The organism is Actinomadura violacea, from assembly GCF_017573465.1.
Lineage (GTDB): Bacteria > Actinomycetota > Actinomycetes > Streptosporangiales > Streptosporangiaceae > Spirillospora > Spirillospora violacea.
On the sequence record NZ_JAGEPF010000013.1, the window covers coordinates 184,401 to 197,256 of the forward strand.

16 protein-coding genes are annotated in these 12,856 nt (G+C 71.4%); 1 reads left to right on the top strand and 15 read right to left on the bottom strand.

Annotated elements, in window-relative coordinates; genetic code table 11:
• Nucleotides 1-3: 3 nt before the first annotated feature.
• The 9 genes from J4709_RS21970 to J4709_RS22005 form a co-directional block, all read right to left on the bottom strand.
• The gene (locus J4709_RS21970) at nucleotides 4-312 is read right to left on the bottom strand and encodes a DUF1416 domain-containing protein (RefSeq protein WP_173098448.1); all 309 of its coding nucleotides are present in this window, start codon (nucleotides 310-312) and stop codon (nucleotides 4-6) included.
• 83 nt (nucleotides 313-395) lie between these two features.
• A complete protein-coding gene (locus J4709_RS21975; protein WP_208243655.1) occupies nucleotides 396-1,235 on the bottom strand; it encodes a sulfurtransferase in 840 nt (279 codons plus the stop codon).
• Complete coding sequence (locus J4709_RS21980; protein WP_208243657.1) at nucleotides 1,232-1,669, bottom strand: DUF4395 domain-containing protein; 438 nt, start codon at nucleotides 1,667-1,669, stop codon at nucleotides 1,232-1,234. Before J4709_RS21980 ends, J4709_RS21975 begins: the two co-directional genes overlap by 4 nt.
• A gap of 80 nt (nucleotides 1,670-1,749) precedes the next feature.
• Nucleotides 1,750-1,920 (bottom strand): Ms5788A family Cys-rich leader peptide, encoded by a 171-nt coding sequence (locus tag J4709_RS56155; RefSeq protein WP_372442127.1) that lies wholly within the window; start codon nucleotides 1,918-1,920, stop codon nucleotides 1,750-1,752.
• Between the two features lie 68 nt (nucleotides 1,921-1,988).
• Nucleotides 1,989-2,318: a TlpA family protein disulfide reductase gene (locus tag J4709_RS21985; RefSeq protein WP_307801435.1), complete on the bottom strand. Its 330-nt coding sequence runs from the start codon at nucleotides 2,316-2,318 to the stop codon at nucleotides 1,989-1,991.
• A 179-nt stretch (nucleotides 2,319-2,497) separates the two neighbouring features.
• Nucleotides 2,498-3,289 carry a zf-HC2 domain-containing protein gene (locus J4709_RS21990; RefSeq protein WP_208243660.1) on the bottom strand — a complete coding sequence of 264 codons (792 nt, stop codon included), beginning with the start codon at nucleotides 3,287-3,289 and terminating at the stop codon, nucleotides 2,498-2,500.
• Entirely contained in the window at nucleotides 3,286-3,777 is a 492-nt protein-coding gene (locus J4709_RS21995; RefSeq protein ID WP_443608527.1) for a sigma-70 family RNA polymerase sigma factor, read from the bottom strand. Before J4709_RS21995 ends, J4709_RS21990 begins: the two co-directional genes overlap by 4 nt.
• 70 nt (nucleotides 3,778-3,847) lie before the next feature.
• Nucleotides 3,848-4,552: an LmeA family phospholipid-binding protein gene (locus tag J4709_RS22000; RefSeq protein ID WP_208243664.1), complete on the bottom strand. Its 705-nt coding sequence runs from the start codon at nucleotides 4,550-4,552 to the stop codon at nucleotides 3,848-3,850.
• Between the two features lie 112 nt (nucleotides 4,553-4,664).
• A complete protein-coding gene (locus J4709_RS22005) occupies nucleotides 4,665-4,925 on the bottom strand; it encodes a ubiquitin family protein (protein ID WP_208243665.1) in 261 nt (86 codons plus the stop codon).
• A 209-nt stretch (nucleotides 4,926-5,134) separates the two neighbouring features.
• On the opposite strand from J4709_RS22005, the gene J4709_RS22010 reads away from it, so the two are divergent.
• On the top strand, nucleotides 5,135-5,851 hold the full coding sequence (locus tag J4709_RS22010) for a winged helix-turn-helix transcriptional regulator (RefSeq protein ID WP_208243666.1): 717 nt from the start codon (nucleotides 5,135-5,137) through the stop codon (nucleotides 5,849-5,851).
• Nucleotides 5,852-6,070: 219 nt separating this feature from the next.
• On the opposite strand, the gene J4709_RS22015 is transcribed toward J4709_RS22010, so the two are convergent.
• The 6 genes from J4709_RS22015 to pstC are packed head-to-tail and all read right to left on the bottom strand — an operon-like array spanning nucleotide 6,071 to nucleotide 12,832.
• A complete protein-coding gene (locus tag J4709_RS22015; RefSeq protein ID WP_208243667.1) occupies nucleotides 6,071-7,741 on the bottom strand; it encodes a phospholipase C in 1,671 nt (556 codons plus the stop codon).
• 43 nt (nucleotides 7,742-7,784) lie between these two features.
• Nucleotides 7,785-8,996, bottom strand: coding sequence for an iron uptake transporter deferrochelatase/peroxidase subunit (gene efeB / locus J4709_RS22020; RefSeq protein ID WP_208243668.1), 1,212 nt, complete (start codon nucleotides 8,994-8,996; stop codon nucleotides 7,785-7,787).
• Nucleotides 8,993-10,153 carry an EfeM/EfeO family lipoprotein gene (locus J4709_RS22025; RefSeq protein ID WP_208243669.1) on the bottom strand — a complete coding sequence of 387 codons (1,161 nt, stop codon included), beginning with the start codon at nucleotides 10,151-10,153 and terminating at the stop codon, nucleotides 8,993-8,995. The genes efeB and J4709_RS22025 overlap by 4 nt, the downstream gene beginning before the upstream one ends.
• A gap of 9 nt (nucleotides 10,154-10,162) precedes the next feature.
• Nucleotides 10,163-10,939 (bottom strand): phosphate ABC transporter ATP-binding protein PstB, encoded by a 777-nt coding sequence (pstB, locus tag J4709_RS22030; RefSeq protein ID WP_208243670.1) that lies wholly within the window; start codon nucleotides 10,937-10,939, stop codon nucleotides 10,163-10,165.
• 22 nt (nucleotides 10,940-10,961) lie between these two features.
• The gene (pstA, locus tag J4709_RS22035; protein ID WP_208243671.1) at nucleotides 10,962-11,855 is read right to left on the bottom strand and encodes a phosphate ABC transporter permease PstA; all 894 of its coding nucleotides are present in this window, start codon (nucleotides 11,853-11,855) and stop codon (nucleotides 10,962-10,964) included.
• Nucleotides 11,852-12,832, bottom strand: a complete 981-nt coding sequence (gene pstC / locus J4709_RS22040; RefSeq protein ID WP_307801424.1) for a phosphate ABC transporter permease subunit PstC — start codon at nucleotides 12,830-12,832, stop codon at nucleotides 11,852-11,854. The genes pstA and pstC overlap by 4 nt, the downstream gene beginning before the upstream one ends.
• Nucleotides 12,833-12,856: the final 24 nt, after the last annotated feature.

A 12,856-nucleotide genomic window follows, 5' to 3' on the forward strand; every position in this document is an offset into this window, starting at 1 on the left:
AGGTCAGATGGCGACCTCGAGGCCGGCGACCTCGCCGGTCTTCGCGGTGACCGCGTTGTCGACGCTCACGCCGCCCGCGGCCAGCACCCGCACCGTCCAGTCGCCGTCGGCGGCGAAGAAGCGGAACACGCCCTCGTCACCGGTGACGACCTCGGCGGTGAACTCGCCGGTCGAGTCGAGCAGGCGCGCGTACGCGCTGGACACGGGGGCGCCGTCACGGGTGACGGTGCCCTGGATCACGGCCTCGTTGGTCAGGTCGACGGTCGCGGGAAGGTGCGCCGTCTGCTCCGGCGCTGCGCAGCCCTGGGTCATTGCTCCTCCATCTCCGTGCACACGGAAAAGATTCGTTCCGCCGGCGGCGGTGGGGTGTCCTGCCTGGTCTTGCTTCGGGCTTGTTACTTGGGGTCGCCGAGCTCGATCGGCACGCCGACCAGCGAGCCGTACTCGGTCCAGGAGCCGTCGTAGTTCTTCACGTTCGGCAGGCCGAGCAGCTCGCGGAGCGCGAACCAGGTGTGCGACGAGCGCTCACCGATCCGGCAGTAGGCGATCGTGTCCTTGGACAGGTCGACGCCCGCGTCGGTGTAGATCTGCCGCAGCTCGTCGTCGGACTTGAACGTGCCGTCGTCGTTGGCCGCCTTCGACCACGGGATGCTGCGCGCGGTCGGCACGTGGCCGGCCCGCTGCGACTGCTCCTGCGGCAGGTGCGCCGGCGCGAGCAGCTTGCCGCTGAACTCGTCGGGCGAGCGGACGTCGATCAGGTTCTGCGCACCGATCGCGTCGACGACCTCGTCGCGGAACGCGCGGATCGTCAGGTCCTGCTCCTGGGCCTTGTAGTCGGTGCGCGGACGCGACGGGACGTCCTCGACCAGCTCGCGGGAGTCCAGCTCCCACTTCTTGCGGCCGCCGTCGAGCAGCTTGACGTTGCCGTGCCCGTACAGCTTGAAGTACCAGTACGCGTACGCCGCGAACCAGTTGTTGTTGCCGCCGTAGAGGATCACCAGGTCGTCGTTGGCGATGCCCTTGCCGGACAGCAGCTGCTCGAAGCCGGTCTTGTCCACGAAGTCGCGGCGGACCGGGTCCTGCAGCTCGGTCTTCCAGTCGATCTTCACGGCGCCACGGATGTGGCCCTTGTCGTAGGCGGACACGTCCTCGTCCACCTCGACCAGGACCAGGCCCGGGTCGTCCAGGTGGGCCTCGACCCAATCGGTGTCCACCAGGACGTCGGAGCGGCTCATGCGGGAACCTCCCTGTCGGAGCGAATCTTCGCGGTGATACGTCGGAAGAGCGGATATATCTCGCAGCCGAGGCAGAACCCGAACGCCGCGTTCAGGAACGCCGCCGCCAGCGCGAGGGCGGTGGCACCGATGCCGAGCCAGGTGATCCCCGTCCCGTATCCGACCGTCCCCGCCAGGGCGAAGGCGAACCCGACGCCCTGCGCGAAGCGGGGCGCGGCCTCGTCCTCCAGTTCCCTGGGCGGAGCGAGCCGGGGGCGGATCAGCGCTTTGAACACCAGCCCGTACGGGGCGTACCGCAGACCGAGGAACGCGCCGATGGCGAACACGACGGCCTGAGCGGCGAGCAGTGCCCAGCTTCCCGTGACCAGGACCGCGACGAGGACGACCGTCGTGACGGACGCGCCGAAGCGCGGCCCACGCGGATCAACCTGCATCGGGGTGCTCCATGGCGGAGAGGAAGCGTGCGTACGAGCGTGGAAATCGGAAGAGCTCGGGGGCGGAAGGGCTCGATGCCTCAGGCCGGGCGACAGAGCGAGGCGGCCACGCGGCAGAAGTCGACCGCGCGGCGCTTCGTGAGCATCTGCTCTGTCCAGTAACGCACGGCACGATGGTAAGCCGACAATCCGCGCCCTGTCACATCCGTCTCGCCTTCCGAGACAGTGACATGTGTCTTATCCCAGGTCATCGGGGTACGGCTCACAGGTTGATCGCCCGTTCCCGGGTCTTGACAGGGCCGCCGGAGCCGGGTCGCGGTCACCGGATCGCGGCGCCGAGGGCGGCGATCACGTCGGCCTTGCGGGGCGCCCCCGCGGCGCGCCGGACGATCCGCCCGGCCTCGTCGAGGACGAGCACCGTCGGCGTCCGCACGACGTTCAGCCGCCGCACCAGTTCCAGGTGCGCCTCGGCGTCCAGTTCCACGTGCGCGACGCCGTCGACCATCTCGGCGACCTCGCCGAGGACGCGCCGGGTCGCGCGGCAGGGCGCGCAGAACGCACTGGAGAACTGCAGGAGCGTGGCCTTCGCGCCGAGTTCGGCGCCCAGCTCGTCGGCCCGCAGTTCTTCGTGCGGCAGGGTGTCGCCCACCTGGTCGTCGCCGTCCTTCCGTGCGCGGACCGCCGCCGGTGTGGCGCGCAGCACACCGTCACGGTGCCGGCGCACAAGGCCGAACACCGTCGCCGCCGACAGCACCACTAGGGCGACCAAAGCTCCGGTCATCATTGTCGACAACCCGCCCGCGACCGCGTTTCTTCCACACCGCGAGCCTACGTGGGGATGGTGAGCAGCGGTTTCCCGTCCAGCCCGACGATCTCGAACGAGTACAGCTGACCGCGCGGGAACATCGTGGAGCCGTGATAGTCGCCATAGCCGCGGTCGTACGGGACGGACCAGCTGCCGATCGCGTCCCGCCGCCCGTCCCGGGCGATCACCATCATCCGGCAGTGCTCCCCCTTCGGCACCCCCGACAGGTACAGCTCGACCTGCGTGCCCCACTCCTTGCGCTGCAGGTAGACGACGCCCTTGACCTGGTTGCCGGGGTTGACGGCGACGATCCGCTCGCCGCGCCCCGCCGGCTCCGCCGTCTGCTCCGGCGACGGCGTGGCCGACGCGGCGGGCGGGGACGCGGCGCGGCCGCCGCCGCTCGCCGGGAACACGAACCCGCCGAACAGCGCGCCCGCGACCAGCAGCAGGCACGCGGCGGCGGCGAGCGGCGCCCACCGGGCGATCCCCGCGCCCCGCCCGCCGAGCCGCCGGCGCAGCGGCCCGAGCGGCCCCCTCCGCCGTTCGGACGCGCGGGCCAGCAGCCCGTCCAGGAACTCCGGATCCGGCGGCTCCGCCCGGCCCGGCCCGGCCGCCCCGCCCGGCCCGGCCACCTGCGCCAGCTGCGCCTCCTCGACCCGGCCGAGCAGCGCCGGCAGCCCGGCCAGCCCCGCCAGCTCGTCCCGGCACGCCGGGCAGCCCTCCAGGTGCGCGTCGACCCGGCCCCGCTCGGCCGGTTCGATCGCGCCGACCACGTACACGCCGAGCGCGGTGCGCACGTCCGCGCATTCGTTCATGGCGCCAACCCCCGCTCCTCCAATGCGAGTTTGAGCGCCCGCAGCGCGTAATAGGTGCGGGACTTCACGGTGCCGGCCGGTATGCCGAGCGCCGTCGCGGCCTCGGCGACCGATCGGCCGCGGTAGTAGGTCTCCACCAGCACCGCCCGGTGCGGCGGCGTCAGCTGGGCGAGCGCCTCGGCGACCGTCCAGGACTCCAGCGCCCGGTCGATGTCGTCGGTGCCGGGCAGCGTCGCGATCACCTGCTCGTCGATGCCCGTCTCCGGGGGCCGCGCCCGCTTAGCCCGGTGCGCGTCCACCACCAGGTTGCGCGCGACGGTGAACAGCCACGGCCGCACCGGACGGCCCGACAGCGCGTCCGGATGCCGCCAGGCGCGCAGCAGCGTCTCCTGCACCACGTCCTCGGCCTGCGCCCGGTCCCCGCCCGTCAGCCGCAGGACGTAGCCCAGCAGCGGACCGCCGTGCTCGCTGTACAGGGCGCGCAGCAAACCCTCATCCGCGGTGGGACCCACATCACTGTCACGGCTCCGGAAGCGTCCCGGTTCACCGCGGCCGCGGCTATTTCTGCTGCTGAAGATCGTTCAGGTTGACGTTGTGGGCGGTCGCCGCGACCCGCAGCCCCTCGGGGGTCGGCTGGATCTCGCTGATCCGCGACCCCACCGGCAGGTCCCGCACCGGGACGATCCAGGTCAGCTGCTGCCGGACCAGCGTCAGCGGCAGCTGCGCCGCGCCGTTCGTGCCCACCGACTCCGGCGTGATCGCGATGCCCTTGGAGGTCGCCTTCACCGAGACCACCGCGCTGCCGTTCACCTGGAACCCGAGGACGGTCCCGGTCAGGTCGACCGCGAGGTCGTTCCCCTTCGGCGCGATGCTCTTGACCTCCTTCGGCGCCTCCTTCTTGATCACGTCGTAGGGGACGATCGCAGAGGCCGTCGCGGTGTCGGCCGTCATGTTCGAGGTGTCGCCGTTGATCACGTCCGAGAGCGGCGCGTTCAGCCCGCGCATGTCCACCTTGACGCCGGAGACGGTGACGCCCTGCTCCGTCCAGTCGCCGATGTCGACGGTGATGTGGTCGTAGGAGCCGCCGACCACCTGCGTCAGGAACGGGATGCCGTGGATCGTGACGTCCGGCTGCTGCGGCAGGTTGTACTGCGCGGCGACCTGCTGCCCGATCCGGTTCTGCGCGACCCGGACCCCGACCCGGTCGGCGACGACGAGGCCCACGGCGACCACGATCAGCAATGCCAGCAGTGCTTTGCGCATCTCTCTCCCTCGGGCGGCGGCACGCGCGATCGCCACACCTTATTGCCCGGAACGCCCTGGTCGAGTCGCACTGCGGAATGAGATCGCCGCACCCCGGCGTCACCCCGGGAGATCAGCCGCCCGCGAAGGGCGGGAGCACCTCCACCACGCCGCCCTCCGGCAGCTCCACCGACCCGTGCGGGCGGGCGCCCACCGGGTCCCCGTCGATCAGGAACGAGCTGCGCCCGACGACCCGCGCGAAGTCCGCGCCGCGCCCCGCGCGCCCCAGCGCCGCCTCGATCGCCTCCGCCAGCGTGCCCGCGTCGTAAGGCTCCTCGTGCGTCCCCGCCGCCGCCTTCGCCGCGGCCCAGTACCGCATCGTCCCTCTGGCCACGCTCCCACGATCTCATGCCCGCCGGACATGCGCCCATTGCCACCGGCGGGGCCTCGTATAAGCTCATGACGAGGGATCCGGGCGACGAGGCCATGGAGTTCATCCGCAACACCCTTCATGGCCGCCTCGTCTCCGAGCCGTGGCCGTGGCCGGGCTCGGGGGTGGGCCGCCTGGGTCCTACGTCTTTTTATGGACGAGGAGGCGGGCACTTGAGCAGCTTGCTCTTGCTGACCAACGCGCTGGAGCCGTCCGACGAGATCCTGCCCGCGCTCGGGCTGCTGCTGCACTCGGTGCGGGTCGCGCCCGCCGAGGCGTCCGCGCTGATCGACGCGCCGCCCGCCGACGTCGTGCTGGTCGACGCCCGGCGCGACCTCGTCCAGGCCAAGAGCCTGTGCCGGCTGCTGCGCACCACCGGACTGGACTGCCCGCTGCTGGGCATCGTGACCGAGGGCGGCCTCGCCGCGCTCAGCTCCGAATGGGGCCTGGACGACATGCTGCTGCAGACCGCCGGGCCCGCCGAGGTCGAGGCGCGGCTGCGGCTCGCGCTCGGCCGCGCCGCCGCGGTCGCCGACGCCGACGAGGTGCCCGGCGAGATCCGCAGCGGCGAGCTGACCATCGACGAGGCCACCTACACCGCGCGGCTGCGCGGCCGGATCCTGGACCTCACCTTCAAGGAGTTCGAGCTGCTCAAGTACCTCGCGCAGCACCCGGGCCGAGTCTTCACCCGCGCCCAGCTGCTGCAGGAGGTGTGGGGCTACGACTACTTCGGCGGCACCCGGACCGTGGACGTCCACGTCCGGCGCCTGCGCGCCAAGCTCGGCGCCGAGTACGAGTCCCTGATCGGCACCGTCCGCAACGTCGGCTACCGCTTCGTCCCCGACCACCGCCCCGGCGAAGCCGAAGAAAGAACCCCCGCCAAGGCATGAGCCCCGGCGGGGGTTTTTCGTTCAGCGCCTGCTGACGACGGTTCCTGCGGGTTGAAGCTCAGCCCGTCTCACGGGCAGGCACGCGGAGCGAGTGCAGCGAGCGGAGCGGGCCTGCCCGACGACGGACGAGGCGTTTCGCCGCGGAGCGCCAGCGGAGCGGGGAAACGCCTCGTCCGTCGCAACGGGGGTTCCAGGGGGTCGCCCCCCTGGGCAAACACGTCAGTTCTTACTGACTACCGCTCCCGTGTCGGGGTCGAGGATGACCTGTTTGGCCTTGGGGTGGCGGAAGTCGAACATGCCCTCGATGCTGCCCGCGCGGCCGTCGAGGGAGGCGTCGCCGAGGCGGCCGGTGCCCCAGTTGTCCTCGATGAAGCGCAGCACGGACGCCTGCTCGACCGGCCGGTGGTCGACGTGGTTGACCTTCGCGTAGGGCGAGACCACCAGCATCGGCAGGCGCTGGCTCGGGCCGCAGCGGTCCTTGTAGCCGCCCATCGCCTCGACGCCCGTGCACAGCGGCTGGTCGACGGCGGGGTCGGCGGAGCCGTTGGTGACGCGCGGGGCGACGTGGTCGTACCAGCCGTCGGAGTCGTCATAGGCGAGGACGACGGCGGTGGACTTCCACTCCGGCGACTTCTGCAGCTTGTTGATGGTGCCGGTGACGAACTTCTGCTCGTCGATCGGGTCGGAGTAGCCGGCGTGGCCGTCCTGGTAGGACGGCGCCTTGAGGAAGCTGACGGCCGGCAGGTTCCGGGCGTTGAGCGCGGCGTCGAAGTCCGTCAGGTCGTACTGGTGGTTGGCCTGGTCGGTGCGGCCGATGGCCTGGACGGACGACGGCGGCAGGTGCTTCTCGTTCGCCGTGGACTTGTAGTACTGGAACGGCTCGTGGTGCGGGCTGTAGTCGACGACCTGGTTCTTGCCGATGTTGGCGTGGGCGGAGCCGCAGACGGCGTAGCCGTTGGCCTTGCCGGTGGGGCGGAAACCGCCCTCGAACCAGCCCCAGGTGACCTTCTTCTCGTTCAGCAGGTCGCCGACGTTCTTGCCGGTCATGACGGCGAGGGCGTTCGTCGAGGTGTGGTTGTTGCCGGAGCAGTCGTCGAACGCCGGGTCCGGGTCGTTGATCATCGTGCCGATGCCGTCGGCGTCCGGGGACTGGACGGTGTAGGCGTCGGTGACCTTCTCGTGGGTCTTCGGGTCGACGGCGTAGACGCCGTGGGTCTGCCCGGAGATCAGGTTGATGGCGCCGGGGGTGGACGGCCCGAACGTCCCGTCCCACGAGTTGTCGCTCATGGCGTAGTGCTGGGCGTAGTTCCACATGCCGGTGACGGTGTTGCCGTCGAAGTAGTCCATGACGAGGCCGGGCTCGCCGAACAGGATCGGCTGGCCGGTGCACTTGTCCTTGCCGGTGAACTCGACGAACTTGTCCATCTTGCCGCCGTTGACGGCCTTCTGCTCGGCGCCGTAGCCGTGGTCCTGGTCGCAGGTGAGGGCCTGCGACGGGGTCAGCCGCTTCGGGTCGTACTGGTTCGGGTTGTGCTTCAGGAGCTTCTTGGTGAGGCCGTCGACCTTCGGCGTGTGCTTGGCGGGGTGGAACGGCGTCCCGTCGGTGTTGGCGGCGTGCGGGTACGTGCCGAAGTAGTGGTCGAAGGAGATGTTCTCCCCGTAGATGACGACGACGTGCCGGATCGGTGTGCGCGCGGGCGCGCCGGGCCCGTGGCCGGCGCCGCCGGCCCGGGCCGCGACTCCGGTGGGCGCGCCGGCGGATCCGCAGGCGGCGGCGAGGCCGGCGAGCCCCGCGGTGACGGCCGCGGCGGCGATCAGTGCGGGCCGGCGGCGGGCGCCGCGGCGGCGTCCGGTTCCGGCCGGTTCTCTTGGACCTGGTGTCTCCCGCATGTCTTCCTCCTCTGGTGAGGGGCTTTGCAGGCGCGCCGCGCGCCTACTGGAGCAACCCCCGGCCGAGATGATCTACCCGATCTCTGACGCCGGGAAGAACGAAGAAGTAACCGCCGCCGAACGGTGATATGTAGTCGGTGAGGGGCTCGTCGGCGAGGCGCTCCTGCACGGCCTCGAACTGGCGGTGCGGATCCTGCTGGAAGCAGCCGAAGACGAGGCCCATGTCGAGGTTCCCGGCGCCGTCGACGCCCCGGTCGTAGTTGCAGGACCGGCGCAGGATGCGGCTGGCGTCGGTGTCCGGGACGCGGGGGTTGGCGCGCCGGATGTGGCTGGTCAGCGGGATGACCTTGCCGACGGGGTCGGCGGCGTAGCGGGGCGCGTCGGTCTCGTGGACGCCGTCGAGGGGCGCGCCGGTGTCGCGGCTGCGGCCGAACATCTGCTCCTGCTCGGGCAGGCCGACCCGGTCCCAGAACTCGACGAGCATCCGGATCAGCCGGATGACCTGGTACGTTCCGCCGGACGTCCAGGCGGGCTCGTCGCGTCCGGCCCAGACGAGCCGGTCCATCTCGGCGGCGCGGGCGACGTCGGGGTTGGCGATGCCGTCCTTGAAGCCCATCAGGTTGCGGGGCGTGCCGGACGGGCGGGGCCGGTTGGCGAACCCGCTGATCCGCCAGCGGATCTGCATGCCGCCCCGGGTGTGGCGGCACAGGTCGCGGAGGGCGTGCAGGACGGTGTCCTCGTCGGCGGCGCCGAGGGTGAGGGCGAGGTCGCCGTGGCACCAGGCGGGGTCGAGGTCGTCGTTGGGGAACGTCCGCATCGAGGTGAGCCGCTTCGGCCGCCGGGACGCGAGCCCGAACCGGTCGTCGAACAGCGACGCGCCGACGCCGGCGGTGACGGTGAGGCCGCCGGCGGGGGCGTCCGGGCCGAGGATGCCGGAGTCGGGCGGCGGCGCGCTGATGCCCGGTTCGGCGGGGACGCCGCCACTGGTCAGCACGCGCGCCCGGTCGGTGAGGGCGCGCATCAGGTCGGTGAGCTCGGCCTTGTTCTCGGCGATCACGTCGAACGCGACGACGATCGAGCGGGCCTGGGGCTCCTCCAGGATCCCGGCCTGGTGGACGCCGTGGAACGGCGGAGCCTTCGGCGATGGGCTCTCCGGGTCCCTGTCAGCGGCGGCGGCGCTGCCGGCGGTCACCGCGCCCGCGACGCCCGCCGCGAGCGCGCCGCGCAGGAACGAACGCCGCCCCGGGCCGGTCACGACGTCCTCCTCACCGCGGCGACCGTGGCGACCGACGCGAGCCGTTCGACCAGGTCACCGACGGCGCCGTTGATGCGCTCGCGGTCGGTGGTGCTCAGCTCGTCCAGCGGCGTCCACTTCCCGTGCCGGTGCTGCGCGTCCAGCAGCTCGGACGTCCGGTCGAGGCCGCCGTCGATGCCGCTGAGGTCCATCCGCGGTGTCAGCACGGGACGCATCGGGTCGAGCACCGCGCGGGTCCCTTCGAGGTTCGCGGCCGCGGTCGCGAGGGCCGTCCCGCTGCCCTGGTCGCCCTTGCCGGTCAGCTCGAACTGCACCGTGTTCTCCAGGATCTCGTGCGCCCGCAGCCCGAGGTCCGAGGGGTCGATCTGCTCGCGCGGGAAGTCGGCGATCAGCGCCCGGACGTCGTCGGCGAGCCGGTCGGCGGGCTTGCGCAGCGACGACGCGGACTCCCCGTGCCACAGGCCGTGCTCGACGCGCCGGAACCCGGTGAAGCCGGGATCGCGGACGCCGTCCGGCAGGCCCGCCGGACGTCCGTCGATCTTGCCGGCGTAGTCGCCGAACGTGCCGTACGCGGCGCCGAGCCGCTCGTAGGCCAGGTGCGCGGGCAGCCACTTGTCGCGCGCCGCGTCCAGGTCGCCCGAACGGACGGCGTCGCGCAGCGCGTCCACCCGGTCCCGCAGGACGCCGAGCCCCTTGGTCACGTACGCACGATAGGACCGCAACGCCGGGAAGAGGTCGTTCTGCGTGACGGGCCGGACCGCCGGACCGCCCGCCGGGCCGTCCACCGTCACCTTCGGACCCGTGACGGGATGCCCGCCCTCCGGGAAGCACCAGAACGCGTACGTCCCGCCGCCGAGCGTCACCCGCATCTCGCGCGTCGTCCCCGGCCCGACCCCTTCCAGCTCGGCGTAGATCGCCCCGCTGGACGGGTCGATCAGGTCGACCTCGGTGGCGGCGCTGTCGCCGTTGTGGACCAGCAGCGTCCGCGTCCCGGCGCGCGGGTCGCTCCAGCCGCGCCCGCAGTGCGCCCGGTCCGCCTGCACCACCGTCCCGCCACGGTGACCGTCCCCGGAGCACGCCGCAAGGGAGCCGGCGAGCACCGCGCACAGGGAGCCGCCCAGCAGCCGCCCCCAGAGGAACGCACGATCACCGTCCACCGCGGCAGGTTAGCCGAAGCGGCCGGTGATGTAATCCTCCGTGCCCTTCTGCTCGGGGTTCGTGAAGATCTTGCTGGTGTCGTCGATCTCGATGAGCTTGCCGGGCTTGCCGGTGCCGGCGATGTTGAAGAACGCCGTCCGGTCGCTGACGCGCGCGGCCTGCTGCATGTTGTGGGTGACGATGACGATCGTGTACTGGCTCTTCAGCTTGCCGATCAGGTCCTCGATCGCGAGCGTGGAGATCGGGTCGAGCGCCGAGCACGGCTCGTCCATCAGCAGCACCTGCGGCTGGACGGCGATCGCGCGGGCGATGCACAGCCGCTGCTGCTGGCCGCCGGACAGGCCCGCGCCGGGCTTGCCGAGGCGGTCCTTGACCTCGTTCCACAGGTTCGCGCCGCGCAGCGACTCCTCGACGATCTCGTCGAGCCGGCGCTTGCCGCGCACCCCGTTCAGCTTCAGCCCGGCCGCGACGTTGTCGTAGATCGACATGGTCGGGAACGGGTTGGGCCGCTGGAACACCATGCCGACGACGCGCCGCACCGCGACGGGGTCGACCGACGAGTCGTACAGGTCCTCGTCGTCCAGCATCACCTTGCCCTCGACGCGCGCGCCCGGGATCACCTCGTGCATCCGGTTCAGGGTGCGCAGGAACGTGGACTTGCCGCAGCCCGACGGGCCGATGAACGCCGTCACCGAGCGCGGCTCGATCGTCATCGAGATGTCCTCGATGGCGTGGGTGCCGCCGTAGTAGGCGTGCAGCCCGGACACTTCGATCCGCTTCGCCATTGTGGGGTCTTCTCCTATCGGGCTATCGGGCGGACGGCCTGCGCAGCCACGCGACGAGGCGGGCGGCGAGGTTGAGCAGCATGATGAGCAGGATCAGCACCAGCGCCCCGGCCCAGGCGCGGTCGACCGCGTTGGCGTTGGGGTCGGTGGACTGGTCCCAGATGAAGGTGGGCAGCGAGCCCTGCGCGCCGCTGAACGGGTCGGTGTTGATCGCCTTCGTGATGAAGATCGTCAGCAGCAGCGGGGCGGTCTCGCCCATCACCCGCGCGACGGCGAGCATGACGCCGGACACGATCCCTGGCAGTGCCGTCGGCAGCACCACGAACATGATCGTGCGCCAGCGCGGCACGCCGAGCGCGTACGCGGCCTCCTTGAGGTCGCCGGGGACGAGCTTCAGCATCTCCTCGGTGGCGCGGACGACGGTCGGCAGCATCAGGATCGTCAGCGACAGCGCGCCCGCGAAGCCGGAGAAGTCCATGCCGAGCGCGAGCAGCCAGAACGCGAGCACGAACAGGCCGGACACGATCGACGGGATGCCGGTCATGACGTCGACGAAGAAGCTGATGGTGCGGCCGAGCCGCCCGCCCCGCGCGTACTCCACCAGGTAGATCGCGGTGAGCACGCCGAGCGGGACGGAGATCAGCGCGGTCAGCCCGACCTGCTCCAGCGTGCCGATGATGGCGTGGTAGGCGCCGCCGCCGGCGTCCTTGCTGGCCAGGCCGTTCATCGAGTGCGTGAGGAACACGCCGTCGAACCGCTTGGCGCCGTTGGAGATCACCGTCCACAGCACCGACACCAGCGGGATGATCGCGAGCGCGAACGCCGCGTAGACGAACACCTTCGCGGCGCGGTCCTTGGCCTTGCGTCCCGCCGACACCGAGGAGAGCGACGACGACTTCGTGGAGAGGGAGGTCACGAGAACTCCTTGCGGCGGGCCACGACCGCGCGGGCGCCCACGTTGACGAGCAGGGTGATGACGAACAGGACGAGGCCGGACGCGATCAGCGCGCTGCGCCCCGTCGGCCCGGACATGGCGAAGGTGTTGGCGATGTTCGCCGCGAACGTGTTGCCGCCGTCCTTGAGGATGTGCCAGTCGATGCCGGCCGTGGTGGACAGCACCATCGCGACCGCGATCGTCTCGCCGAGGGCGCGGCCGAGGCCGAGCATCGCCGCCGACACCATCCCGGACCGGCCGAACGGCAGCACCGACATCCGGATCATCTCCCAGCGGGTCGCGCCGAGCGCGAGCGCCGCCTCCACGTGCGCGTGCGGGACCTGCACGAACACCTCGCGGGTGATCGCGGAGATGATCGGCAGGATCATGATCGCGAGGACGATGGCGGCGGTGAGGATCGTCCGGCCGCCGGTCTCGCTGCCGCCGAACAGCGGGATCCAGCCGAAGTAGGAGTTGAGGAACCCCGACACCCCGGTCATCTTCGTGACCAGGAAGTTCAGGCCCCACAGGCCGTAGACGATGCTGGGCACGGCGGCCAGCAGGTCGACCAGGTAGGCCATCACGCCGGCGAGCCGGCGGGGCGCGTAGTAGGTGATGAACAGCGCGATGCCGACCGCGACCGGCACCGCCATGACGAGCGCCAGCACCGAGGTCATCAGCGTGCCGAAGACGAGCTGGGCGATGCCGAACTTCGCGGGGGCCCCGTCGGGGTTCCACTCCTGCGAGGTGAGGAAGTTCGCCTTGTCGTCCTGGAGCGCGGGGATCGCCTTCCACACCAGGAAGACGGCGATCGCCGCCATGATCGCCAGGATCACCAGGCCGGAGCCGCGGCTCAGCCCGGCGAAGATCCGGTCCCCGGCGCGGCCGGTGCTCATCGAGAGCGCGGGCCGGGGACGCTCCGCCGCCTTGGCCAGGGCGGCGGGGGTTTCGCTCGTCACGGTGTCTCCCTCCTCGCGGCCCGC